This is a genomic window from Dokdonia sp. Hel_I_63, assembly GCF_007827285.1.
In the GTDB taxonomy this organism is placed as follows: Bacteria; Bacteroidota; Bacteroidia; order Flavobacteriales; family Flavobacteriaceae; genus Dokdonia.
On record NZ_VISD01000001.1, the window covers coordinates 2,727,212 to 2,752,942 of the forward strand.

The following is a 25,731-nucleotide window of genomic DNA, read 5'->3' on the forward strand; positions in this document are numbered from 1 at the left end:
ATGGCAATAATAAACCTCCTTATGATTACATATACTTTTTTCACTAAAACCAAATTACTCTTAACCCTCTTATTCATTGGGTTTTTACAACAAGTGCTTATCGCGCAAGAATATGGCGGCAGCAGTGATGTGCGTATAAGTGACATGGTGTATGGCACCTTACTTACTCCTGAAGTTCCTACCTCAAAAATTGCGATTATCATTCCTGGATCAGGACCTACAGATCGCAATGGCAACCAGCAAATGATTCGTAACAATAGCCTCAAACTTCTTGCTGAGTCGCTAGCAGAGGAAGGAATAGCAAGCATACGATATGACAAGCGCGTACTCACCCTTCTCAAGAAAAACGCATTGCAAGAAGAACGTCTAGATTTTAATATGTTTATAGAAGATGCGGTAGCTGCCATAAATTATGTAAAACAACAAGGACGTTTTAAAGAGCTATATGTAATAGGCCATGAACAAGGTTCGCTTATAGGAATGGTAGCAGCCCAGCGTGCAGATGTACAAGGTTTTATCTCGCTCTCTGGATCTGGGCAATCAATAGATCAATCTATTATCCATCAGATAGGATTACAAATGCCAGATCTTAAGGATAAAGCTATTAGTGCATTTAGTACGCTCAAAAAAGAAGGACGTGTAAAAGATTACTCTCCTGCTCTCACTTCTATCTTTCGCCCGTCTGTGCAACCATTTATGGCGAGCTGGATGCAATACGATCCAAAAGTTGAAATAGGACATCTTACTATTCCAACTCTCATTATTAATGGTACAAACGACATACAGACTTCTAAAGAGGAAGCCGTTTTATTACAAGAAGGTAATAGTGAAGCAACTCTTGCCATCATAGAAGGGATGAATCACGTCCTTAGAATAATAGATGGTGATGATCTAGAAAACACAAAGTCTTATAATAATACAAAGCTTCCCCTAGCTGAAGAGTTAATAAGTACCGTTGCTGGGTTTATCACAACGCACTAGTACAATACAAAACACCTAGATAAGATAGAATTACTACATTTGACTACTAACAGTCACTCATGTTTACAATCTTCAAGATGAAAAAGATTTATTATGTTATTGCTTGCTCATTACTTATGATGAGTTGTGATATTCTCAATAAACCCCTTGCTAGTTCTCACCAAATAGCTCCAAAAAATAAACTCACCCGTAGTGCCATAGATCTTGTAAGCTTGAGCGAAGACCGTATTAAAGTACGCGTACAACCTGCACCTATATATAAAGAAGTAGCAACTTTTTACATTCCTGAGACGGTGCCTGGCACTTACTCTGATGATGATTATGGGAAGTTTATAGATAGTGTGGCTGCCTATGGAACTTTTGGAAAAAAGCTAAAGGTCACCAAAACTTCAGATAATACGTGGGACATAAAAAATGCTAGTAACCTAGACTACATTGATTACTACGTAAATGACACTTATGATGTAGAGGCAGAACACACTATTTTTTCTCCTGCGGGGACTAATTTTAAAGAGAACGAGCAGTTTATGCTCAATCTACATGGAATTCTTGGATATTTTAAAGATCAAGAGGAAATGCCGTATTATGTAGATATTAATAGACCAGAAGCTATGGAGGCTACTACTAGCCTTCCACGCTTTGCAGACTCACTGTATGTAGCGCAGGATTTTGGGAATACAGGAATTACAGATACTTATAAAGGCAATCGCTATTTTGATATTGTAGATAATCCTATCATGTATAATGTCCCTAACAAAGAGGTTTTTACTATAGATGATATTACGATTGAGCTTAGTGTATACAGTCCTACTGGAACGGTAAAAGCGTCAAGCCTTAGACCCAACATAGAGCGTATGATGAAAGCGCAAAAAAACTATTTAGGTGATTTTAATGCCACAGATCATTATACAATCTTACTATACTTTACCACAGGCGAAGCAGATGACGCACAAGATCTAGGAGCGCTAGAACATCACACCTCTACGGTGGTGGTACTTCCTGAAGCTATGCCACAAGAAAATCTCGATGCAGCTATGGTAGATGTGGTATCACATGAGTTTTTTCATATTGTGACTCCGCTTAATTTACATGCTACGCAGATTCATAAATTTAAGTATAATGATCCTGAGATGAGCATGCACTTATGGATGTATGAAGGGATTACGGAGTACTTTGCTCAGCACTTCCAAGTGCAGCAAGGACTCGTTACTCCAGAAGATTTTTACAACACACTCGTTCAAAAAATAAGCAACGCAAAAGGATATGATGATGCCATGTCATTTACTAAAATGAGCACAAACATACTTGAAGAGCCATATGCATCAAATTATGGGAATGTATATGAAAAAGGAGCCCTTATCGGGATGTGTCTTGATATTCTTATGCGTAAAAACAGTGATGGCGAGCGTGGTGTTCTCGACCTTATGAAGGAGCTTACGTATCAGTATGGACCTCACAGACCTTTTGAAGACAGTAACCTGATCCCGCAAATCACCCAACTCACCTACCCTGAAGTGGGCGAATTCTTTACAAACCACGTGATAGGTACCCAACCAATACAGTACAAAGACTTTTTTGACCTAGTAGGACTTGATTATAGCACTACACTAGTAGACACGGGCTTCTTGTTAGGAAAGAAACGTCCTTATATTAATGGAAACAAAGAAGACAATACCATTTATATACTTCTAGGAAATCTCAATACATTTCTCACTGCGCTGGGCGTACAAGGCAATGATGTGATTACCGCAGTAAATGGAACTGCTTATGATCTTTCTAACGTATACGATTTAATAACAATCTCAAATAGCTGGAAATTAGGCGACGCCATTACTATGACGGTACAAAGAAATGGTGAAGAAGTGGAACTTTCTGGAACGATTATTACGCCACAAACTCTGCAGGCCACACTGGTAGAATTAGAGACGTACGACGATGGCTTAGAGCAAGTTCTACGTGAAAAGTGGCTAAAAGGTTCTTAAGTTTTATCGCTTACAAGACATTTTTTTGATACATTCGGGTGAACTAACCATTCCTGATGTATAAATTGCTACTCTGTGTACTCCTTGCGGGAGTAAGTACAGCGCACTACGCTCAAACCAAAGAAGTAGGTGTATCCTTTATAGAAACACCTATTACGATAGATGGTGTACTTGATGAAACTGCCTGGAACAAAGCAGTTCCAGCAACAAACTTCTGGCAATATTTCCCTACAGATACCATACAGGCACCTTATCAATCTGAGATACGTTTTTTATATAATGACAAAACCTTGTATGTAGGAATCAAAGTCTCTGCGCAGGGCGACGATTATATAGTCCCATCGTTGCGCCGTGACTTTAGAGCAGGCGGAAGTGATAATATCACCTTAATGTTTGACACCTTTAATGATGGTAATAACGCGTTTCTTTTTGGTTCCAATCCTGCTGGCGTGCGCAGGGAAGCGCTAGTCTCTGGCGGCGGAAAAGATTTGAGAGGTTTTACCACTAGCTGGGATACCAAGTGGGTGGGAGAAACCACGGTACATGACGGCTATTACGTTTGTGAGTGGGCAATCCCCATGAGCGCCTTTAAATATAGAGAAGGCGAAACACGATGGCGCTTTAATAGTTACCAGTTTGACACCCAAGATAACTCGCGAAACACGTGGATACAAATACCGCAGAATCAGAATATTTTTAATCTAGCTTACATGGGCGATATGGTTTTTGAGAAACCGCTAGGTAGCTCAAAAAGTCCTATTTCTATAATTCCTTATGTAAATGCCATTGCTGGGCAAGACAGGGAACTAGACGACAACTTTACCGAGATCAAAGTGGGCGGCGATGCTCGCTTTACGATAGGCAATAGTCTTAATCTTGATGTCACTATCAATCCAGACTTCTCCCAAGTAGAGGTAGATAACGCCATTACAAACCTCTCTCGTTTTGAGGTGGGATTGCCAGAACGCAGGCAGTTTTTTATAGAAAACAGTGACCTCTTTGCAGATTTTGGTGATCCTGGGGCGGCAAATCCTTTTTTCTCGAGGCGTATAGGCATAGCCGAAGATCTTGATGGAAACACGGTGCAGAATAATATTGTAGCAGGTGCCCGCTTAAGCGGTAAGCTCACAAACAAGCTACGCGTAGGTATACTCAATATGCAAACGGAAAATGACGAACCCATTGAGATTGCGGCAACAAACAACACAGTGGTTGCCTTACAGCACAGCGTTTTTAGCAGATCAAACATAAGTGCGATTTTTGTAAACAAGCAGAATACTAGTAATGCTGCCTTTGTACAACCTGATGAAGAATACAACAGACTCATAGGTCTTGATTATAACCTAGCCAATAAAGACAATAGCTGGAATGGTAAATTTTATCTCCATAAATCTTTTACTCCAGGTATTGATAGTAAGGACTACTCTGGCGGGGCACGCATGGAGTACAATAAAAACAACTGGCGCGCGACGAGCGCTACGCTATTTATAAATGAAGACTTCAACTCAGAGCTTGGTTTTATACCTCGCAAGGATATCTTCAGGAACTTCAGTAAGGTAGAAAGGCTCTTTTTCCCGAAAGGGGGAACAATCAATAGACACATATTTTCTTTAAACTCCTTCTTTGTATGGCGACCAGAAGTCGCTTTTACCCTTGGCGATCGCACGCTCTCGCCACAGTGGGAAGCCCAGTTTAAAAATACCAGCAGCCTGAGTGCAAAACCTAGAACGCGCTACACAAAACTCTTTGACAGCTTTGACCCATCGCGATCTGACGGACTAGAATTACCAGAAGGAAGCGAGTACCGTTATACCAATCTAGAAGTCGAGTACAAATCTGACCAGCGCAAGAAGTTTTACTACACGGCAAATACAACCTACGGCGAGTTTTTTAACGGTGAGATACTCACCTTGCGAGCAGAAGCTACCTTGCGCCTGCAACCTAAACTTGTGCTAGGGATAAACGCCCGCTATGACAACATAGACCTGCCTGCTCCTTATGCAGATAATCGCATCTGGCTTGTAAGCCCACGGGTGGATGTGACCTTTAGTAAAAACCTGTTCTGGAATACGCTTGTACAGTACAGCACCTTGCAAGATAACTTTGGAATTAACTCACGCTTGCAATGGCGATTTGCCCCACTTTCAGACTTATTTTTGGTGTATAATGACAACTATTTTACAGATACCACCTTTGCTCCTCGCTTCCGGAGTATTAATTTAAAACTTACTTACTGGTTATATTTATAGGGATTTTGGTATTTTCGGATTCCTTTGGCGGTAAGCCTTAGTTTATTTTTTATGTTTCTCGAAGTGAAAGTGATCCCATTTTCGCGAAAGCGTAATTACCCACATTATTATGGAAAACACACCTTATTTTACAAATGACGCCATTGTTTTTGGCCTCATTGCGCTTGCACTTGCATTTATATTTTATACCTCGAGTAAGAAGACAGGCTTCTGGGGGAAATTTTACGGCATTGTACCTGCCCTACTCTTATGCTATCTCATCCCTGCGATTTTTAATAGTCTGGGGCTGATAGATGCAGAGAGTAGCCAACTCTATTATGTGGCGAGTCGTTACTTGCTACCCGCATCGCTGGTGCTTATGACGCTTAGTATAGACCTTAAGGCAATTGTAAACCTAGGCCCTAAGGCACTTATCATGTTTTTTACAGGAACGATAGGGATTGTGATAGGTGGCCCGCTAGCGATACTTCTCATCGCTTCCGTATCACCAGAAACAGTAGGTGGTGCAGGACCAGATGCCATATGGCGTGGCCTCTCTACTCTGGCGGGAAGCTGGATAGGCGGTGGCGCAAATCAAGCTGCGATGCTTGAGATTTATAAATACAATCCAGAAAAATACGGTGGTATGGTGCTGGTAGATATTGTGGTGGCAAATGTGTGGATGGCCATAATTTTACTAGGTATAGGTAAAAGCAACCGCATAGATAAATGGCTTAATGCAGATAATAGTGCGATAGAGGTGCTCAAGGAACGCGTCTCCACCTTTGCCGAAGGCGTGAAGAGAAACCCGACGCTTTCTGATCTTATGGTTATGCTGGGTCTTGCCTTTGGCGCGGTGGGTATTGCACACTGGGGAGCCGGTGGTATGAGCGCTTTATTTTCTGATATCCCAAAGGACTCTGCGCTTGCATCCTTTGGCTCTACTTTTTTCTGGATGGTTACAATTGCTACTGCGATAGGGATTTTACTCTCGTTTACAAAAGCCAAAAATTATGAAGGTGCTGGTGCAAGTAAAATAGGCAGTGTGTTTATTTACATACTTGTTGCGAGTATAGGGATGAAAATGGATCTCACCACTATTTTTGAAAACCCAGGGCTTATTGCCATAGGTTTTGTGTGGATGGGTATACATGCGGGACTCCTCATACTGGTGGCAAAACTTATAAGAGCGCCCTTTTTCTTTCTTGCTGTGGGAAGCCAGGCAAACGTGGGCGGGGCAGCCTCTGCTCCTATTGTTGCGGCAGAGTTTCACCCGTCGCTAGCTAGTGTGGGTGTGTTGCTAGCGGTTTTTGGCTATGTGGTGGGAACTTATGGCGCTATACTCTGTACAATTTTAATGGAAATGGCAGCTGCGGGCTAGTATTATATGTAAAATAGTAGCATATTTGCCGTCTATAATTAAAACCAATTATGAATAAAATAGCATACATTCTCTTATTAAGCATCTTGATGGTTTCATGTTCAAAAACAGGAAATCTTACAGTCACTGGAACGGTAAAAGGTCTTAAAAAAGGAACTTTATATGTACAGCATATACAAGACACCATGCTTGTAAATCTAGACTCACTAGTAATAGATGGTGAGCCAGAATTTGAGTTTATACTTGATGTCAAAGAACCAGAGGTGTATTACTTACATCTTGATAAGGCAGATGAGTCTGGTTATGATGACCGTATTCCTTTCTTTGCAGAGGCTGGTATTATTAATATCACTACTTCTCTCAAAAACTTTGAAGGATTTGCTGCTGTAACAGGATCTGAGAACCAGATGCACTGGACACAGTTTAAAAATATGAACAAGCAGTTTAATGATAAGAATCTTGATCTTATAAAAGGTTCTTTTAACGCTAGACAGCGAGATGATCAAGAAGAGATTCTTGCTTATGATGATTCTTTACAGCAACTACTTAAAAGAAAGTATCTATACACGGGTAACTTTGCAACAACAAACAAGGAACTTGAGATTGCTCCTTACCTTGTAATGACCCAGATACCAGATGCTACCACTCCTTACCTAGACACTTTATATAAAACTTTCCCTAGAAAAACTAGAAATTCTAAATACGGGAAGCAGCTCAAGAAGCTTATAGAGGAGCGCAAGAAACAGTAAGCACCCTAAGATTGTACTTACTATTATAAGTGTGACGTGATTTTACATAAAAATGTAAGGTTCATGATTATAAATTAAACTACTTTTGCAGTCAAAATTAGAACAATGGCAAATATTAGAGATTTAAAAAAGGATATCAATTTTGTACTAGGTGACATCATTGACGCAGTATATGTTTGGGAAGCACTTAATCCTAAGGCAGACAGAAAGGAAAGTGAAGCGATTATAGATGATGCTATCGCAACTTTTGACACTTTAATTACAAAAGTAAACGACCGTAAAGTAGAGAATAGAGGTAAAAATCTAGTGGCAGTACGTGTAGATCTTGAGAAGGAAGGGCAGGCACTTATAGACCGTATTAATAAGCTATAATTTTTTTCAAAAAAAGGGTTGCATATATAATAAATGCTATTATATTTGCACCCGCAATGCCGATGTAGCTCAGCTGGCTAGAGCAGCTGATTTGTAATCAGCAGGTCGTGGGTTCGAGTCCCTCCATCGGCTCAAAAAGGTCTTCTTTTATTAGAAGGCCTTTTTTGTTTTATACAAGTTCTTGATGTGGTGTGGTACGCTTTCGCGAAAATGTGATATTATAACCTCATAAAAGCCGAACTAGACACTTCCCTCCTTCCTCTTCTTATAATCTCCTAGACTGTCTTTAAGTGCCTTAATAACTACTTAAATAAATGATCATACTACCATTTATAAATAAGTGCAGTTATGACCTTCTCGATAAAAGCACAGCTGTAAAATTCATTGTATATTTAATTTTTAAAGACTACACATAAAGCAAAAAAAAATAGTGATTATCATAGTAATTTCGAGTGGAGTTATCTTTATGTTGCGGACTATAGTACTATATTTAAAAAATGACAGATAAAGAGATTATAAAATATATAGATTTATTAATCAATGATATTGATGATTTCGACACATTCAGCGTTAATAATATCATTTTCGAATACATAAATCCTGAATCTAAAGAAGAGGAAGAATCCTTTCTAAATAAAATTGACGAAATAAAATTGTTTGGAAAAAACAACGACTTGTTTGTTCCAATAACAAAAGATGGGTGGTGCAAACTGACTGAAAAAGGAAAAAAGTTGAAATTGTCCAAAAAGTCCTTTAAGAAATTTCAAAAACTAGAAAAAAAATCGGAATGGTATAATAATAATTGGGTTGGATATCTGATTGCATTCATAGTATTTTTATTTACTGTTTACCAACATTTTGATAATCAATCATTAAGTCGTGAGAATAAAATTCTAAACACTCAATATGATTCTCTAAAAATTGAACTTGACTTTTTCAAAGATTCGATTTCAAATTTCAAATCAGTAAATTTTGATGAGACACCATCAAAAAAAATAGATTCATTAGCCAAGAAATAGAGATATCTTTGATAAAATTAAAAAGCATAAAATAAAGGTTTTTAATTACCATAATAATGCAAAGTACTGCCGACTGTTCAAGAATGTCTGAAGATTACATTTAAAGTAATGAAAGCTCGAAACTTTGTTGCGCCTGTGCATTCCTCTCGTTCTTACCTCACTCGTCGGATGCAAGAACTACAGCATAAAGCGAATGTTGTGCCTTATTATAAATCTCATCCAGCATCATTCTCTCAGTCGCTAACTCCTTCGTCGATGATGAGAGAGGCAGGTTTGAAAGCTCTACGCGCGGCGCACAACTCCAAAATTCATTGTATATTTAGATCAAACAAACCTGATCATAAATTAAAGCAAATCAGCAAAATGCCGCACTCGCTTTATGCAGTGGCCTGTTGTGCACAAGTAAAGAAAAATAGAACGCTAAATGAAAACATACCAGAATTTAGAAATACATTTAGATTATTCTGAAAATCTAAATTTCATCAAAGATTTAAAAAATCTAATTGAAAAATCAGAATGGAAAATTAGACAAGATTTTGTGGATAACTACAAAAAAAACACTTTCAGTAAGGAAAAGGAAATTCTTTGTGTTGAAACTACTGAATACAAATATGGTAATAAAGAAATAAAAGGAGCTGTTTGGCTTTGGGATTACAATGGGTTTCTTGAAGTATTTAATATCATACCACTTATAAGGAATAGCTTAGATTTTGACCAATACAATTTTCTTCTCAACGAATTCTATACTTTATTCATTAAAGATTTAGGAGAAAAGTTTAATGCAAAAATTGTCGTTAGTGAACCAGTAAAGAAATTAATAAATACAATTGGAGAAGAGGCATATAGTGCATTAGAATCTTTTTCAATAGGAGCAAATAAAACAACTGGTAACACACATCCATTTGACTTCAAAAGATGGTGTGAATTCATTTTTATAATTTTTAGAAATGACATCGAAATAGGTGTAGATGAACTCATTTTTTGGTTAGAAGAAAATGGTTGGGATAGTGATATGGCTAATCGATTAGGCTTAGAATTTGAATACTCATTAAATCTCTTGAAGAATTATGAGCGAAATTAACGGAAGAGCTGTTATATCTATAGATGATTTTGTTTCAACTATTTATAACACTAACAAACAGCCAATTATTTTTTGGGATACTTGTTCTTTATTAGAAATAATACGATTTCTTTATCGAAAAGGTAATGCAGAGTCATATAGAATTTTGAATAAAATTAATGGTCTAATTCAATCAGACTCATTACACTCTGTTGCTTCTCGCCTTACAATTATAGAATGGAATAATCATCAAAGCGATGTTATCGAAGAAATGAAAAAATCGTTGGCTCTAACAGGGAAATATCACAATAATTGTATTGAAACAATAAATGAAATAAATACATCAACATATATATCCGAAACAATTCACGATAAAAATTTACTCATTGATTTAGAAAGACTTGCTGATGATATTATTTCAAAAACTCATTTCATTGAAACTGATGAAATATCAGATAAAGCTTTAGAACGAGTAGCTTTAAAACAAGCACCTGCTAATAAAAAAAATGAATTTAAGGATTGTGCTGTTTGGGAAACTATGGTTTTATTATCCGACAGAGTAAATACAGTAAACTTACCTGAAGATGATTTCAATAAGATTTTTTATTCCGTCAATACCGCTGATTTTATTGACAAAGGTAAAACACCATTACAATTTTATGCGACTCTACTTACAGAGGCTTCAATGGTAGACTTTATTTGCTGTTCAAAATTAGAAGAAGTAAATTTAAAACTTTAAATACCTGTGCATAACACCGTGTATAATTAATTGCTTGGTTCTAGCCTACTTGTGAAAATTCCTGCGGAATTTTCACGGGTTCGTAAATGTTTACTAACTTAGTTGCTTAACCACGAAACTAACCGTACACAACAACGTGGACGGCTGATTGCCAAAGGACATGTTTTTCATCTCAAGATAAGCACATCCAAGGTATTAGCATACTTGCAAATTCCCGCCGTCGTATGGCTCCGCTTCAAAATAAGAACACCTCAAAAGTCTTTGAAATATCGAAGATTTGGGTATAGATCAAGTAAGGAGTATATCCGTAAGGATTTTAAAGCTCTTTGTGTCTTCTTATTGATAAACGGTTATGGTGTGGCTAAACGGTTCTTTGATGCCTTCCTCTCGCTATGCTCGTCGGAGGCAGGGCTCAAAAATGTCTAAAGTGCACATCATAATTAGAGAAAGCTCGAGACGTGGTTGCGCCTGTGCATTCCTCTCGCTCGTTCCTCACTCGTCGGATGCAAGAACTATTACATAACGCGAATATTATGCCTTCCTCTCGCTGCGCTCGTCGGAGGCAAGTTTGAAAGCTCTACGCGCGGCGACAGAACCACAAATAAGTGTATATTTAGACAATCAATTAATAAACATATAAATACAGGCTACCCAGCAATCCCGATAGCTATCGGGAGCCGCACTCGCTTTATGCAGTGGCCTGTTGTGAGTAATTAATAAAAAAATATGGAATTTCATCATAATAAAGAGTATGAGGAGCTGGTTACTGGTTGTCCACCTGCAAATTACATACAAAAAAATTTAAGCTGTTTTAGATGGGTGTTTTCTGAACTTAGTGACCAAAGGAATTTTCTATCACAGGCAGATAAAAATCCGAAAGTTTTGAATAATAAAAGCGATAGCAAGAAATGTGATTATTATGCGTTATCATTTCACGATAGTGAAGCGAATAGTCAAAAACATTTTGACTATCTTTCAACTGTTGTAAAAAATGCTAAAAAACGACTTGGCACTCATATTGCACAAGGAATTATAAAAGATAATGATGGGTTGGCTGGCGAAATTGAAAATAATGGTCATTTTAATTTTCATTTTGCTAAGAAAAACGAATTAAAGTCAAACTTCAAAATTATAAGACCGTTATGATAAATTTAGAAAAAGCTATTAAGGTTAGCAAATTAGATTTTGAGTTACATAAAAAAGGAGATATCTTATTTTATGATGGTCCATTTTTATCCCATTTTTATGATAATTCAGGCGACGAATTTTTGATGTTGTGGGTTGATAACGATGAGAAATATAATCGTTGGTTAATTATACCCACAGATACATATCTATTAAATTTGTATTTATCAAAAAAGTATACTCTTCGAGAATTAATATTTAAAAATGATAGTCAAATTGTATATTATGTAGATATTAATGAAAATTTAGATTATAAGAGAATTTATATTTCTTCTCAGAAAAATATTCCTGAAGAATATCTACCTGCTAAAAACTCAACATTTGTAGATAAATATGCTGAGGAATATGCTCTTAATATGAAGAAAGAATTTTCAAAAGTTTTCAAAATTCATAGAAATATAAAAAGCCATAGAACATTTAGAAATTTTGAATTAAAAAGAAATCCAAATGACATAAAAGTTTGGAAATTCAAATCTCAATTTAATATCGAAAATTGGTTTGCACCGATAAGCATTATATATAATAATCATAGTGAAATTGGAATTTACAAGTATTTAATTCATAAATCTAATGATGCCTTGATAAATCCAATAACTACTGATTTATACTTTAATCAACTCGAAATTGCTTTAAATAAAACATATTTGGAATATGAAAACCACCTTCCTCAATTAATGAGAAATATGGATGTTTACAATAAACTGATTTATATAACTATACAGGTTGTAAAACGAAATCCAAATTCTAAACATTCATTTGATATCTGGAAAAAAGAACTATCCCAAGAAGATAAGTTGATGACAGAAGTTCAGAACATATTGGATGAAGTTTAACTACACACAACATTGTATATAAAATATAGCCCGAGCAGTTGCCAACACAAGGGTTTGGACACTTTTTTGAGGTCGCCAAATTTTTAAATTTGGCTATTTGAGAAAGGAAAGATAAATAGAAAAATTTAAAAATTCGGCTTGAGTTTAATTGAATGGTTAGCGCACTTTTTCAGCGCTACTTTTCATACACTCGACCGTGGACGGCTGATTGCCAAAGGACATGTTTTTCATCTCAAGATAAGCCACATCCAAGGCAATTGCATACTTGCAAATTCCCGCCATCGTATGGCTACGCTTCAAAATCAAAAAACCTCAAAAGCCATTGAAATATCGAAGAGTTAGGTATAGATCGAGTTAGAGTAAATCCGCTAGGATTTTAAAGCTCCCACCCTACCAATCAGCCGTCCACAGGCCACTGCTCAAAAACGTCTTTATTTATACATCATAATTATAGAAAGCTCGATACGTGGTTGCAACCAGCCACAACTACAGCATAAAGCGAATGAGACATTTTTGAAAGCTCCACGCGCGGCGCACAACTCCAAAATTCATTGTATATTTAGATCAAACAAACAAGACCATAAATTAAAGCAAATCAGCAAAATGCCGCACTCGCTTTATGCAGTGGCCTGTTGTACGCAAGCATGAAAAGCGGAACAAACAAGAAATATTTAAACATCAAGAAAATGAAAAAATCAATTTTCCTCCTATTAATTTTAACCTCTTTATCTGTATTTTCCCAAAACTCAAATTACAAGGTATCCTCATATCTAACAGATGGAACAAAAGCGCCAAATACTCACTATATCGGAGAAGCTTGGTTGAATGCTATTATCCACGATGATGAGGAATTGGGTTATAATATTACAAAAGCAACTTTTAAAGCTAACTCGACCTTGAACTGGCATAAACATGGAACTGCGCAAGTCTTAATAATTGTAGATGGAGAAGCATATTATCAGGAGAAAGGAACTGCGCCTGTAATTTTGAAAAAAGGCGATGTAATTAAATGTGAGAAAGACATTGAACATTGGCATTCTTCTACCAAATTTAGTGATGTAACATATTTAGCTTTATATGGTGGTGGACAACCAACTTCTTGGACTGAAGTAGTTACGCAGGAGTATTATGATGAAGTAGCCGAAAAACTAAAGGGTAATTGAAATAACACACTCGGACGGAAATGCCAGCGTACAACAACACCTATAAACAATACGGGGGCTTAAGCTTAAACGCTAAGGTCTGCGTATTTTTATAAACTCCGCAAAATCTTTGGGATTTTGCTTTGAACAGAAAAAAATAAAACAAAACAAAAAGATTTTGCTATGTGCGTGGCGGAAAGCAAACGCTGGTTTGCCCCCGTACTGTTCATAGCTAAACCGTGGACGGCTGATTGCCAAAGGACATGTTTTTCATCTCAAGATAAGCCACATCCAAGGCAGTAGCATACTTGCAAATTCCCGCCATCGTATGGCTCCGCTTCAAAATCAGAACACCTCAAAAGTCGTTGAAATATCGAAGATTTGGGTATAGATCGAGTTAGAGTAAATCCGCAAGGATTTTAAAGCTCCCACCCTACTAATCAGCCGTCCACAGGCCACTGCTCAAAAACGTCTTTATTTGTACATCATAATTATAGAAAGCTCGAGACGTGGTTGCAACCTGTGCATTCCTCTCGCTCGTACCTAACTCGTCGGATGCAAGAACTACAGCATAAAGCGAATGAGACATTTTTGAAAGCTCTACGTGCGGCGCACAACTCCAAAATTCATTGTATATTTAGATCAAACAAACAAGACCGCAAATTAAAGCAAATCAGCAAAATGCCGCACTCGCTTTATGCAGTGGCCTGTTAGCAAACATATAAACACGAAATGATTAGAATTGAAAAAGTTCCAAACGTATACAATTTTGGTATTTATAAAAATTCATTGATTCTAAAAACAGAAGACAAATTAATTGATTATTATAATGAAAAAGTATTAGAAAATAATATTGAACTTTTTTCTATTATTGATTCTAAATTATTCATTAAAAAAAAGGGGGAACTCGTATTTTTTCAAGAGGAAATAAAAATCGTATTAAATGGTACATTCAATCCCAAAAAAGCAGTTTTTTTTAATGATTTTTTTATTCAATTAGGAAAGATCAAAAAAGAGAAAAAAACCATTAAAGTTAACTTAAGGAATAGTCAAATAAGTACAATTAATATTGAACCTTATTATCCTTCATTGAGTTATAAAAATTACGCGCTTAAAATTGCAAATTTTATTGAATTATATGACCCATTTAACGGCAAATCTTTCTGGAAAAGAGAATTTAAAGATTTATTACATAATGAAAACGCGAGTATTTATGGTAATACCCAAGTAATAGGTAATAGATTATTCTTTTTTCTATTTGATAGGTCGAGAACAACAGCTGACAAATCAACTTATTGCTTAAATGCTGAAACTGGACAAATACTTTGGCAAAGTGATGAGTTTGGAGGATGGCTTACTAAATTTGATGATAGAATATATAGTGTCTTTGATAAGACCGTTCAAATTCTTAATCCGATGACGTTCAATGTAGAAAAAATAGATTTAACTAATTGCTTGTCCGTTTTAGATAAAGAGATTTATTTTAACCCTGATAATAAGAACTACAAGAAAACTTTTTTTCTTTCATCTGCTAGATATCAGATTGAGAAGAGCAATTTGTTTTTTACTGAAGATAGGGGAAGTACTTTTGGAGTAGTCAATCTGCAAACAAAAGAACTAATTGATTATAAAGAGTTAGAAATAAAAAACGAAGATGTTAAATCTATTGGCGTAATTAAAATTGACAGTAAGATGATTTATGTTTCGGACTCAGATTATACCCTACACATTTTTAACAAGCCAAAAAATACGTTTGCTAATCGAGTAGACGGCTCTGCTAGCAACTAGCAGAGTGCGCCTCTCACACCACCGTACATACGGGTCTCGTATACGGCGGTTCAATAATTATACAGCTCGATTATAGTACTCGATTAGACTAACATAACCTCTCATTTTTAACCGTTTAATAGTAATTGTAGTGCCTAGTATAGGGCTTTGAGCGACTGCCCATCCTCCCATTCTTGTGCGACTCCAAGCATAGGCGTGGTCTAAGTTTACTCCTAAACGGATTAGGTTTTTACGCTTCCGTTCTGGTTTCTTCCAGTGATGCCATATGCAGTACCTCAATCGGTTCCTTAGCCATTCTTCTAGCTTCTTAAGCTTCGACTGAATGGAGGCAGGTTTAAAGTAATTTATCCAACCACGTATTAATAGGTTGATACGTTTGATACGCTCATCAAAACTTGCAGGTATCGTCTTTTTGGTCAGGTATTTAAGTTTTGACTTAAAATCTTGCCATTTAGACCTAGTTACCACGAGCTGATACTTCCCTTTTTCCCCTTTCTTATACGTTGGCACAAATCCAAAGCCTAATACTTGGAAATCTAAAGGTCTCCGCACACCGCTCTTTACCCTATTTATGGGAAGTTGGAGGTGGTCTCGCAAATACTTATAGATACTGTTACCTACACGCTTTGCAGCCTCTTTACTTTTAACGTAAATACTAAAATCATCGGCATATCTTACATAACGATGTCCTCGTTGCTCTAATTCTTTATCAAGCTCATTGAGCAGAATATTAGAAAGCAATGGACTTAATGGCGAACCCTGAGGAACGCCTTTTCTGCGTTTTTGTAATCGACCGTTAATCAGTATAGGCGCTCTAAGAAATGAACGCAATAACCGCATCGTAGCTTTGCACTGTACCTTTTTGTAAATCAACTCTAGAAGTATACAGTGTGATACTTCATCAAAGAAACTCTTTAAATCTATATCTACTATATCTTGAAAACCAGCATTGATATTTAAAAGGCTTTGTGCCGTGGCTTGATGGGCATTACGTTGTGGTCTGAACCCGTAACTATGCTTTTGAAAGTCTGGCTCAAATAAAGGTTGCAATACTTGATGTAATGCCTGCTGAAATACTCTATCAACAACTGTAGGAATACCGAGTAATCGTTTCTTGCCATTGCTTTTTGGGATTTCAACACCTAATATAGGAGACACCTGATAGCGCTTTCTTTCTATGTGCGAAACGTATTGCTTTCCATGAATCTGTAGTATAGATTTTAGCTCTTTAATATGAACCTTATCCACTCCAGCAGATCCCTTGTTACGATACACTCGCGCGTAGGCTTCGTTTAGGTTCTTTTTACTTGTTACTTGTTTAATCAATACTCATAATTTGAATTGCTATCTCGCTTAATCGAAGGCTACTGTTTTACTAGAAAACTATCCGTAACATAAAACAACTCCTTTGGTCATTAAAGACAATTATTGTTCTGTCCTTCACTAAAATATCAGGCTTTAGCTACTATGACTTCTGCTGACTTCTCTAATAGACCAACTCGTGGTTATAGAGACCTCCCCAGGTAAGAACATCTTCTTTCTCTCAATCCCTGCCGTATCTACATAATTACCCTTTTGATACTATTTAGAGCGTAACAATGATGTGCTTGCTTACCCAAATAATTATGCCTCATATACGGTTCCTGTTCGTCAGTACCAAGATTTGTAGTCCTGCTTTCTTCAGTCCTAGCTTCACAACTAGCAACCTTGCAGCTTACTAATGGTTCAAGGCGTTACCCCTGCCCATAAGGGACTTGCACCCTCTAGATAAATACACTACTTTTAATAAGTAGTCTAAAGATGCCCATACTGGGCACACACACCGTATAAAAAAAATTGCTAGTTTTAGCTAAACCAAAGTTAGTTGCTCGTTTGCTTGCTTCTGATTTTCCTTCGGAAAATCCTCGCACACAAAGACGCAACTTTCCTTATACATCAACGTGGACGGCTGATTGCCAAAGGACATGTTTTTCAACTCAAGATAAGCCACATCCAAGGCAGTAGCATACTTGCAAATTCCCGCCGTCGTATGGCTCCACTTCAAAATCAGAATACATCTAAAGTCGTTGAAATATCGAAGAGTTGGGTATAGATCAAGTTAGAGTAAATCCGCTAGGATTTTAAAGCTCTAGGTGTCTTTCTATTGATAAACGGTGATGAGGTGACTAAGCGGTTCTTTGATGCCTTCCTCTCGCTATGCTCTTCGGAGGCAGGGCTCAAAAATGTCTAAAGAATAAATCTAAAGCATAGAAAGCTCGAGACGTGGTTGCAACCTGTGCATTCCTCTCGCTCGTAACTCACTCGTCGGATGCAAGAACTACAGCATAAAGCGAATGTTGTGCCTTCCTCTCGCTGCGCTCGTCGGAGGCAAGTTTGAAAGCTCCACGCGCGGCGCACAACTCCAAAATTCATTGTATATTTAGATCAAACAAACAAGACCGCAAATTAAAGCAAATCAGCAAAATGCCGCACTCGCTTTATGCAGTGGCCTGTTAGCCTTCATTATGAACAACTAATAACCAATATAAATTCTGAGTCTAACTTGTGTATTTAGAGTTATATTTAAATCCAAAAAAAATAATGAAATATTACATCTACTTATTTATACTTATCGGATCAATTTTAATGGTAAATCAACATGCAATTGCACAAACAACTGTTCCCCAAACAGAGCAATTTCAAAATCGAATAGTAGATTCCATATTTTCTAAAACTTTAAGTGAAAGCCGTGACTTTTGGGTAAGATTACCAGATAATTTTCGGCCAGATAGTGATGAAAAATATGCCGTGATTTATCTAATTGATGGATTTTCATTAGAAAGTACTTTGGAAGCTGTTTATGGTAATTATTGGGGGCATTACCTGCCACATATGATACTTGTTGGGATTTCTAATCGCAACAACCGAATAAGAGATTTAACTACTTCGCAGATAAAAATGAGACGCGGTAGTGCAATGAACGATGAAACTGGAGGTGCAGAAATCTTTACTAAATTTATGGAGGAGGAACTCATCCCATATATTGATAGTAAGTATCCAACTATGAACTATCGTACATTAATTGGACATTCTTATGCCGGATTGTTTACTATAAATATGTTGATTAATCATAAACATCTCTTTCAAAACTATATAGCCATAGATCCAAGTTTGGATTGGGATGACCAAAAATTATTGAAGGAGGCAAAACAAAAGCTGAGTACAGAAAGTTATGAAGGCAAGTCCCTCTTTGTGTCTTTAGCTGCAGAGCAGCTACATATGTGGAATGAAGAAATAAACATGGAGAATATTATGGATGACTCTTCAGAATTTACTTTGTTTGCGCGTTCAATCATTGAATTTTCAAATTATACTAAATCTCAAAAACAGAATGGATTAAATTTTTCATGGAAAGTTTATAATGAAGATTTACATGGTACAGTTGCCTTACCATCAATAAGAGATGGGCTGATTTTTCTTTTTGAATGGTATCAATTTAAATCACCTCAAAAATATAATAACCCAGAAACCCCTATAGAAGAATTGGTTTCGCTATTGAAGGTGCAGGAACAAATTTATACCGAACATTTTGGTGTTCCTACTGCACCAATGATAGATGAAATGTTAAATGGCTATGGCTACATGAATATGCAAATGGGACAACCTGAAAAGGCCTTCATGTTTTTTGAAATGAATATTAAGTATAATCCAACAAGTGCAAATGCTTATGATTCTATGGCTGAGTACTATGAATATCAAAGCGATAAAGAGAATGCCTTAAAATACTTAAACAAGGCCTATGAATTAAGTGGTGACGATTACTATAAAGAAAGAATTGAAGCTCTAAATAAAAAATAACGAAAGGCTAATCGAGTAGACGGCTCTGCTAGCAACTAGCAGAGTGCGCCTCTCACACCACCGTACGTACGGGTCTCATATACGGCGGTTCAATAATTATACAGCTCGTTTATAGTACTCAATTAAAATTACATAACCTCTCATTTTTAACCGCTTAATAGTAATTGTAGTGCCTAGTATAGGGCTTTGAGCGACTGCCCATCCTCCCATTCTTGTGCGACTCCAAGCATAGGCGCTGTCTTGCAAATTCCCGCCGTCGTATGGCTCCGCTTCAAAATCAGAACACCTCAAAAGTCATTGAAATATCGAAAAGTTGGGTATAGATCGAGTTAGAGTAAATCCGCTAGGATTTTAAAGCTCCCACCCTACCAATCAGCCGTCCACAGGCCACTACTCAAAAATGTCTAAAGTACACATCATAATTACAGAAAGCTCAAACGTAGTTGCAACCAGCCACAACTACAGCATAAAGCGAATGTTGTGCCTTCCTCTCGCTGCGCTCGTCGGAGGCAAGTTTGAAAGCTCTACGCGCGGCGCACAACTCTAAAATTCATTGTATATTTAGATCAAACAATCAATGCCGCAAATTAAAGCAAATCAGCAAAATGCCGCACTCGCTTTATGCAGTGGCCTGTTAGCCTTCATTATGAACAACTAATAACCAATATAAATTCTGAGTCTAACTTGTGTATTTAGATTTATATTTAAATCCAAAAAAAAATAATGAAATATTACATCTACTTATTTATACTTATCGGATCAATTTTAATGGTAAATCAACATGCAATTGCACAAACAACTGTTCCCCAAACAGAGCAATTTCAAAATCGAATAGTGGATTCCATATTTTCTAAAACTTTAAGTGAAAGCCGTGACTTTTGGGTAAGATTACCAGATAATTTTCGGCCAGATAGTGATGAAAAATATGCCGTGATTTATCTAATTGATGGATTTTCATTAGAAAGTACTTTGGAAGCTGTTTATGGTAATTATTGGGGGCATTACCTGCCACATATGATACTTGTTGGGATTTCTAATCGCAACAACCGAATAAGAGATTTAACTACTTCGCAGATAAAAATGAGACGCGGTAGTGCAATGAACGATGAAACTGGAGGTGCAGAAATCTTTACTAAATTTATGGAGGAGGAACTCATCCCATATATTGATAGTAAGTATCCAACTATGAACTATCGTACATTAATTGGACATTCTTATGCCGGATTGTTTACTATAAATATGTTGGTTAATCATAAACATCTCTTTCAAAACTATATAGCCATAGATCCAAGTTTGGATTGGGATGACCAAAAATTATTGAAGGAGGCAAAACAAAAGCTGAGTACAGAAAGTTATAAAGGCAAGTCCCTCTTTGTGTCTTTAGCTGCAGAGCAGCTACATATGTGGAATGAAGAAATAAACATGGAGAATATTATGGATGACTCTTCAGAATTTACTTTGTTTGCGCGTTCAATCATTGAATTTTCAAATTATACTAAATCTCAAAAACAGAATGGATTAAATTTTTCATGGAAAGTTTATAATGAAGATTTACATGGTACAGTTCCCTTACCATCAATAAGAGATGGGCTGATTTTTCTTTTTGAATGGTATCAATTTAAATCACCTCAAAAATATAATAACCCAGAAACCCCTATAGAAGAATTGGTTTCGCTATTGAAGGTGCAGGAACAAATTTATACCGAACATTTTGGTGTTCCTACTGCACCAATGATAGATGAAATGTTAAATGGCTATGGCTACATGAATATGCAAATGGGACAACCTGAAAAGGCCTTCATGTTTTTTGAAATGAATATTAAGTATAATCCAACAAGTGCAAATGCTTATGATTCTATGGCTGAGTATTATGAATCTCAAAGCGATAAAGAGAATGCCTTAAAATACTTAAACAAGGCCTATGAATTAAGTGGTGACGATTACTATAAAGAAAGAATTGAAGCTCTAAATAAAAAATAACGAAAGGCTAATCGAGTAGACGGCTCTGCTAGCAACTAGCAGAGTGCGCCTCTCACACCACCGTACGTACGGGTCTCGTATACGGCGGTTCAATAATTATACAGTTCGCTTGTAGTACTCAATTAAACTAACATAACCTCTGATTTTTAACCGTTTAATAGTAATTGTAGTGCCTAGTATAGGGCTTTGAGCGACTGCCCATCCTCCCATTCTTGTGCGACTCCAAGCATAAGCGCTGTCTTGCAAATTCCCGCCGTCGTATGGCTCCGCTTCAAAATCAGAACACCTCAAAAGTCATTGAAATATCGAAGAGTTGGGTATAGATCGAGTTAGAGTAAATCCGCTAGGATTTTAAAGCTCTTGGTGTCTTCTTATTGATTATCGGTTATGGCATGACTAAGCGGTTCTTTGATGCCTTCCTCTCGCCATGCTCGTCGGAGGCAGGGCTCAAAAATGTCTAGGGTATATATCTAAAACATAGAAAGTGCGAAACGTTGTTGCAACCAGCCACAACTACAGCATAAAGCGAATGTTGTGCCTTCCTCTCGCTGCGCTCGTCGGAGGCAAGTTTGAAAGCTCTACGTGCGGCGCACAACTCTAAAATTCATTGTATATTTAGATCAAACAATTAATGCCGCAAACTAATACAAACAGCAATTCCGATAGCTATTGGGAGCTGCGTTCGGTTTATGCAGTGGCCTGCTAGCAAACATTTAAGTAAAAAAATAGTTTATGAGATTAGCAATTGCATTTATCCTATTCTCTTGTTTGTCTTTTGGACAAACAAAACCAATAGCTTTCTACAATGAAAGCGGAGAAAAAATTGACAAACAGGAATTCATTGAAAACAAAGATTATGTTAAAAATTTGGACTTATATTTTGAGAACGATACAACTCAAATAGCTTTATTAGTGACACGAAAAAAATTCGGACAACTTAACAAAAATACTTTTGAAAATTTGAAATTATACTTAACAGAATTGACTGATAAGCAAATTGACTCGACTCAAAATATTGTAATTAATTACTTAACACCACTTCCAAAAAAAGATAGAAACACTTCCTCAAAATCAGCATGGAATATTTTTGATAGAAATTACACAAAAAAACTGCATAAAATCGCAAATATTAATCAATTCTGGATAAACTCAACTGAATGCGATAATCTCGAATACAATCATTCTAAAAAAATAAATTGGATAGCTGATAAAGATAATTTATTTTCCAAGCTATTTTTCCCTTATAAGGTTCGATATGGAAATTATATTCTGATCAAACCAGATGGAAAATATTATTATTATTTAGGAGAACATAGCAAATATCAAATTTGGGAAAATGCCAAAAAGTATTTTAAATAAAAACGATTTGCCAGCAAAAAACTGAGTTAAAAACAAGCCTACTTCTACAGAGCTCAGCACAAGCTTTTAAGCTAATTTTGATCTATAATTTTCATCACAGGGTCTTCCTGATTTTTATGATGGCAAAGGCTTGTTTATCAAACTTACCCTCTTCTCTACCTTCCATTATGCTTTCAAAAAGTCTATATGAAAGCAGAAACCATGGAAATACTACAGCTGGCATACAACTCCAAAATTCATTGTATATTTAGATCGAACAAATAAAACCATACGTTAAATCAAACCAGCAATCCCGATAACTATCGAGAGCCGCTCTCACTTTATACGGTGGACTGGTGACAATAGTATGACTGAACAACAAGAAAAGACGAAAAAATTGAACAAAACTGAAATTTTGACTAATCTATTGTGGACTGCATTCGGAATGATAGGCGGAATAACTTATTATTCAAAATCGGAATATTTAATTTGCGGAATAACGTCATTAATGGCGATTTTATATGTTTTTAAATTAATTAAATCATTAATAGGAAAATGAAAAAAATAAATTTTGAAAATTTATCTTGGAATTGGACTAGAATTGCTCTTTTAATATTAGCATCGTTATGTTTATCAGTAGGTTTCGGACTACTTTTAAACTATAAAAATGGACTGATTACAAGTTTAGGCTTTGTGATTTTGATTATTATGCTCAGCAAAAGATTTTGGTATAAAAATCATGTAGAGTATAATAAATTAGGAATTGTGATTAAGCTTAATTTGATAACTGATAGAACGATTAAATTTAATGAAATTGACAAGATAAATATCAATGATAATAAGTTAATAGTCAAATTAAACAGTGAACGAAAATTTGAATTTCAAATAAAGGATATAGATAGTTCTGATATAAATAAGCTTCTTAGAATATTAATTGAAAACTCAAAATCCATTTTTACTGATAACAGAACTGAAAAATTATTATTGCCAATCGAGTAGACGGCTCTGCTAGCAACTAACAGAGTACGCCTATCACATCACCGTATCCATTAGGCAAGCTCACGACAAGCTATACGGGTCTGTTGGCGTTAATTGGGGGTAACACTCTCAAAACAATTATAATATGGAACAAAGAGCTCAAAAAAAGAAGTAGATTTTTTTCGTAAGCATTGGAATTGGAATTTTTATGTTTTTAATGACAAAAGACTATGTATGGTCTATGATTTTTGAATAACAGTAAAAGGAGAAAAAGATAAGGCCAAAACCAAAGGACCGACTCTTCATCTTAAAACAAGACCACAAAGCACATTACACTAACCTATTTTAGGGCAATAACAATATGTTTATAGATCAGGAGGAAAAATTTAAAGAGGTATTATCGCAGATAGAAGGACATGTAAATGAACAAAGTTTCTTTAATAAGTTCTTAGAGCTGTATCCAGAGGTTTGGAAAAAACATAAGATTACATTCTCAAAATTCAATAAAAGTAAACAGGCTAGACAGTCAATTCCGTTGCCTAAACCTGAAGTTTCTTTGCGAAAGGAAATCAGGAAATGGTTGCAAAAACAATGATTTCCAATTCGCTATTTTGAAAAAATAGCAATACCATCACCCATTCAAATTTTCGCAAAAGCGTAACTACCCTACTCCGTAATAAGAAGAAGAAGCGGCTGGCTCTTTTTCTTGATTAGAATACTAATCAGCTTTAGATAGTGAGGTTCTTTTTACAAGTTTCTCTACGGTGAGACCTTGTACTAAAATGGAAAATACCACGACAATATAAGTCATCACGAGAAACATATCTCTGTACATATCTTCAGAGAGACTGAGCGCTAGTGCTATAGAAATCCCGCCTCGTAGTCCGCCCCAGGTCATTATGAGGTTTGTTTTTGGCACAAAATCGAGCTTTTCTTTAAAGACTCTTATAGGTAACCACAGTGATATATACCTGCTTATGAGTACGAGAGGTATGGCGATTACTCCGGCAAGTAAATAATTATTTTGATACGTAAGTATGAGCATTTCCATCCCTATGAGTACAAATAAAATGGCGTTGAGCAGGATGTCTATAAGCTCCCAGAATTTATCTACATAATGCTCTGTCGTCTCAGACATTGCTGCTGTGCGCACTCTATCATTCCCTATTAATAATCCAGCAACTACCATTGCTAGTGGTGCAGAAAGGTGCAGCTTTGTTGCTAGCACCGTACCCACCATGACGGCAGCAAGTGTGATAATTACTTCTGTACTAAAATCATCTATAGATTTCATCATTTTATAGGTAATCCACCCTATAATCATCCCTAGCAGTATTCCTCCTAGCACTTCTTGACCAAATAATGTCAATATATCTACCGGTGTCACAGGACTATCTTTCGCGCTCGCAATCCCAAAAATGGTCAAAAACACCACAACTCCTACTCCATCGTTAAAGAGAGATTCTCCTACAATTTTGGTTTCTAGTTTTTTAGGCACTTTTGCTTTTTTAAGAATCCCAAGTACGGCAATAGGATCTGTGGGCGAGATAAGAGACCCAAAAAGTAGACAGTAAATAAAGTCTACCTCGAGCCCTAATAATTGTAGTAGATAAAACACGAGCGTACCTACTAGAAATGTAGAGACAAGTACCCCTAAGGTTGCAAAGGCGAGTATGGGCCAGCGTTGCACTTTAAGCTGTTCAAAATTAGTGTGTAACGCTCCTGCAAATAGTAAGAAACTAAGCATATAGTCCATAAGGACTTTCTCAAAGTCTATCTCCTTAATGAGTTGTATTTCGGCTCTGAGCAAGGTATCATCAAAATAGCTTAAAGCGAAAACAGCTAGGGTGTACACAATGGTGATGAGCATAAGCCCTATGGTAGTAGGCAACTTAAGAAAACGCGCATTTATGAACCCAAATATGGCTGCAAGAAATATCAAAGCTGCTATAATAATGTAATAATCCATAGTTTCTTTTCTTAAATCGCAAGTCCTCTATCACATAGATAGTACCACTGCTATGTTGTGTTAAATTTATTGGTGTAGAGCCAGCTGGCACGCTACAATGTTAAAAATAATAGCGCTACTAGTGCCATAAAAGCTTGTTAAGTTTTCTCTACGTCTGTTTTATAACGGAT

General features: G+C 36.5%; 20 protein-coding genes, 1 tRNA gene and 1 pseudogene. 19 read left to right on the forward strand and 3 right to left on the reverse strand.

Annotation, left to right across the window (positions count from 1 at the left end):
- Nucleotides 1–21: 21 nt before the first annotated feature.
- The 14 genes from JM84_RS11875 (at nt 22) to JM84_RS11940 (ending at nt 15,459) form a co-directional block, all read left to right on the forward strand.
- The gene (locus JM84_RS11875; protein ID WP_186439126.1) at nt 22–981 is read left to right on the forward strand and encodes an alpha/beta hydrolase; all 960 of its coding nucleotides are present in this window, start codon (nt 22–24) and stop codon (nt 979–981) included.
- Between the two features lie 77 nt (nt 982–1,058).
- Nucleotides 1,059–2,963 (forward strand): peptidase M61, encoded by a 1,905-nt coding sequence (locus JM84_RS11880; protein WP_186439127.1) that lies wholly within the window; start codon nt 1,059–1,061, stop codon nt 2,961–2,963.
- A gap of 56 nt (nt 2,964–3,019) precedes the next feature.
- Entirely contained in the window at nt 3,020–5,212 is a 2,193-nt protein-coding gene (locus JM84_RS11885; protein ID WP_144784496.1) for a DUF5916 domain-containing protein, read from the forward strand.
- A gap of 109 nt (nt 5,213–5,321) precedes the next feature.
- Nucleotides 5,322–6,572 carry a DUF819 domain-containing protein gene (locus JM84_RS11890; RefSeq protein ID WP_144784498.1) on the forward strand — a complete coding sequence of 417 codons (1,251 nt, stop codon included), beginning with the start codon at nt 5,322–5,324 and terminating at the stop codon, nt 6,570–6,572.
- Nucleotides 6,573–6,622: 50 nt separating this feature from the next.
- Nucleotides 6,623–7,321, forward strand: a complete 699-nt coding sequence (locus tag JM84_RS11895) for a DUF4369 domain-containing protein (protein ID WP_144784500.1) — start codon at nt 6,623–6,625, stop codon at nt 7,319–7,321.
- 105 nt (nt 7,322–7,426) lie between these two features.
- Nucleotides 7,427–7,693 (forward strand): hypothetical protein, encoded by a 267-nt coding sequence (locus tag JM84_RS11900; protein ID WP_013751747.1) that lies wholly within the window; start codon nt 7,427–7,429, stop codon nt 7,691–7,693.
- A gap of 58 nt (nt 7,694–7,751) precedes the next feature.
- Nucleotides 7,752–7,825: transfer RNA gene (locus JM84_RS11905), tRNA-Thr, on the forward strand.
- 365 nt (nt 7,826–8,190) lie between these two features.
- Nucleotides 8,191–8,712 carry a hypothetical protein gene (locus JM84_RS11910; protein ID WP_144784503.1) on the forward strand — a complete coding sequence of 174 codons (522 nt, stop codon included), beginning with the start codon at nt 8,191–8,193 and terminating at the stop codon, nt 8,710–8,712.
- A 424-nt stretch (nt 8,713–9,136) separates the two neighbouring features.
- A complete protein-coding gene (locus tag JM84_RS11915; RefSeq protein WP_144784505.1) occupies nt 9,137–9,793 on the forward strand; it encodes a hypothetical protein in 657 nt (218 codons plus the stop codon).
- Nucleotides 9,780–10,511: a PIN domain-containing protein gene (locus tag JM84_RS11920; RefSeq protein WP_144784507.1), complete on the forward strand. Its 732-nt coding sequence runs from the start codon at nt 9,780–9,782 to the stop codon at nt 10,509–10,511. The genes JM84_RS11915 and JM84_RS11920 overlap by 14 nt, the downstream gene beginning before the upstream one ends.
- A 726-nt stretch (nt 10,512–11,237) precedes the next feature.
- Nucleotides 11,238–11,657, forward strand: coding sequence for a hypothetical protein (locus JM84_RS11925; RefSeq protein ID WP_144784509.1), 420 nt, complete (start codon nt 11,238–11,240; stop codon nt 11,655–11,657).
- Nucleotides 11,654–12,529 carry a DUF6575 domain-containing protein gene (locus JM84_RS11930; protein WP_144784511.1) on the forward strand — a complete coding sequence of 292 codons (876 nt, stop codon included), beginning with the start codon at nt 11,654–11,656 and terminating at the stop codon, nt 12,527–12,529. The genes JM84_RS11925 and JM84_RS11930 overlap by 4 nt, the downstream gene beginning before the upstream one ends.
- 686 nt (nt 12,530–13,215) lie before the next feature.
- A complete protein-coding gene (locus JM84_RS11935; protein ID WP_144784513.1) occupies nt 13,216–13,692 on the forward strand; it encodes a cupin domain-containing protein in 477 nt (158 codons plus the stop codon).
- 711 nt (nt 13,693–14,403) lie between these two features.
- Nucleotides 14,404–15,459, forward strand: a complete 1,056-nt coding sequence (locus tag JM84_RS11940) for a hypothetical protein (protein ID WP_144784522.1) — start codon at nt 14,404–14,406, stop codon at nt 15,457–15,459.
- A 57-nt stretch (nt 15,460–15,516) separates the two neighbouring features.
- Here JM84_RS11940 and ltrA read toward each other — a convergent pair whose 3' ends face one another.
- Complete coding sequence (gene ltrA, locus JM84_RS11945; protein WP_144783505.1) at nt 15,517–16,785, reverse strand: group II intron reverse transcriptase/maturase; 1,269 nt, start codon at nt 16,783–16,785, stop codon at nt 15,517–15,519.
- A 1,254-nt stretch (nt 16,786–18,039) separates the two neighbouring features.
- On the opposite strand from ltrA, the gene JM84_RS11950 reads away from it, so the two are divergent.
- Nucleotides 18,040–19,296 (forward strand): alpha/beta hydrolase-fold protein, encoded by a 1,257-nt coding sequence (locus JM84_RS11950; protein WP_144784525.1) that lies wholly within the window; start codon nt 18,040–18,042, stop codon nt 19,294–19,296.
- Nucleotides 19,297–19,392: 96 nt separating this feature from the next.
- Here JM84_RS11950 and JM84_RS15495 read toward each other — a convergent pair.
- A pseudogene (locus JM84_RS15495) lies at nt 19,393–19,539 on the reverse strand (group II intron reverse transcriptase/maturase); the annotation flags it as partial.
- Between the two features lie 480 nt (nt 19,540–20,019).
- On the opposite strand from JM84_RS15495, the gene JM84_RS11960 reads away from it, so the two are divergent.
- The 4 genes from JM84_RS11960 to JM84_RS11980 all read left to right on the forward strand — a co-directional run bounded on the left by JM84_RS11960 (nt 20,020) and on the right by JM84_RS11980 (nt 24,187).
- Entirely contained in the window at nt 20,020–21,276 is a 1,257-nt protein-coding gene (locus JM84_RS11960) for an alpha/beta hydrolase-fold protein (RefSeq protein ID WP_013751735.1), read from the forward strand.
- A gap of 732 nt (nt 21,277–22,008) precedes the next feature.
- Nucleotides 22,009–22,635 (forward strand): hypothetical protein, encoded by a 627-nt coding sequence (locus tag JM84_RS11970; RefSeq protein ID WP_013751734.1) that lies wholly within the window; start codon nt 22,009–22,011, stop codon nt 22,633–22,635.
- Between the two features lie 534 nt (nt 22,636–23,169).
- On the forward strand, nt 23,170–23,613 hold the full coding sequence (locus tag JM84_RS11975) for a hypothetical protein (protein ID WP_013751733.1): 444 nt from the start codon (nt 23,170–23,172) through the stop codon (nt 23,611–23,613).
- A 340-nt stretch (nt 23,614–23,953) separates the two neighbouring features.
- Entirely contained in the window at nt 23,954–24,187 is a 234-nt protein-coding gene (locus JM84_RS11980; protein ID WP_144784527.1) for a hypothetical protein, read from the forward strand.
- 123 nt (nt 24,188–24,310) lie between these two features.
- Here JM84_RS11980 and JM84_RS11985 read toward each other — a convergent pair whose 3' ends face one another.
- Nucleotides 24,311–25,561: a cation:proton antiporter gene (locus JM84_RS11985; RefSeq protein ID WP_144784529.1), complete on the reverse strand. Its 1,251-nt coding sequence runs from the start codon at nt 25,559–25,561 to the stop codon at nt 24,311–24,313.
- Nucleotides 25,562–25,731 lie beyond the last annotated feature (170 nt).

Excerpts from the sequence above, each read along its gene's own strand:
- JM84_RS11875 (WP_186439126.1), top strand. The coding sequence starts at position 22 with ATGATTACATATACTTTTTTCACTAAAACCAAATTACTCTTAACCCTC.
- JM84_RS11880 (WP_186439127.1), top strand. The coding sequence starts at position 1,059 with ATGAAAAAGATTTATTATGTTATTGCTTGCTCATTACTTATGATGAGT.
- JM84_RS11885 (WP_144784496.1), top strand. The coding sequence starts at position 3,020 with ATGTATAAATTGCTACTCTGTGTACTCCTTGCGGGAGTAAGTACAGCG.
- JM84_RS11890 (WP_144784498.1), top strand. The coding sequence starts at position 5,322 with ATGGAAAACACACCTTATTTTACAAATGACGCCATTGTTTTTGGCCTC.
- JM84_RS11895 (WP_144784500.1), top strand. The coding sequence starts at position 6,623 with ATGAATAAAATAGCATACATTCTCTTATTAAGCATCTTGATGGTTTCA.
- JM84_RS11900 (WP_013751747.1), top strand. The coding sequence starts at position 7,427 with ATGGCAAATATTAGAGATTTAAAAAAGGATATCAATTTTGTACTAGGT.
- JM84_RS11910 (WP_144784503.1), top strand. The coding sequence starts at position 8,191 with ATGACAGATAAAGAGATTATAAAATATATAGATTTATTAATCAATGAT.
- JM84_RS11915 (WP_144784505.1), top strand. The coding sequence starts at position 9,137 with ATGAAAACATACCAGAATTTAGAAATACATTTAGATTATTCTGAAAAT.
- JM84_RS11920 (WP_144784507.1), top strand. The coding sequence starts at position 9,780 with ATGAGCGAAATTAACGGAAGAGCTGTTATATCTATAGATGATTTTGTT.
- JM84_RS11925 (WP_144784509.1), top strand. The coding sequence starts at position 11,238 with ATGGAATTTCATCATAATAAAGAGTATGAGGAGCTGGTTACTGGTTGT.
- JM84_RS11930 (WP_144784511.1), top strand. The coding sequence starts at position 11,654 with ATGATAAATTTAGAAAAAGCTATTAAGGTTAGCAAATTAGATTTTGAG.
- JM84_RS11935 (WP_144784513.1), top strand. The coding sequence starts at position 13,216 with ATGAAAAAATCAATTTTCCTCCTATTAATTTTAACCTCTTTATCTGTA.
- JM84_RS11940 (WP_144784522.1), top strand. The coding sequence starts at position 14,404 with ATGATTAGAATTGAAAAAGTTCCAAACGTATACAATTTTGGTATTTAT.
- JM84_RS11950 (WP_144784525.1), top strand. The coding sequence starts at position 18,040 with ATGAAATATTACATCTACTTATTTATACTTATCGGATCAATTTTAATG.
- JM84_RS11960 (WP_013751735.1), top strand. The coding sequence starts at position 20,020 with ATGAAATATTACATCTACTTATTTATACTTATCGGATCAATTTTAATG.
- JM84_RS11970 (WP_013751734.1), top strand. The coding sequence starts at position 22,009 with ATGAGATTAGCAATTGCATTTATCCTATTCTCTTGTTTGTCTTTTGGA.
- JM84_RS11975 (WP_013751733.1), top strand. The coding sequence starts at position 23,170 with ATGAAAAAAATAAATTTTGAAAATTTATCTTGGAATTGGACTAGAATT.
- JM84_RS11980 (WP_144784527.1), top strand. The coding sequence starts at position 23,954 with ATGTTTATAGATCAGGAGGAAAAATTTAAAGAGGTATTATCGCAGATA.
- JM84_RS11985 (WP_144784529.1), bottom strand. The coding sequence starts at position 25,561 with ATGGATTATTACATTATTATAGCAGCTTTGATATTTCTTGCAGCCATA.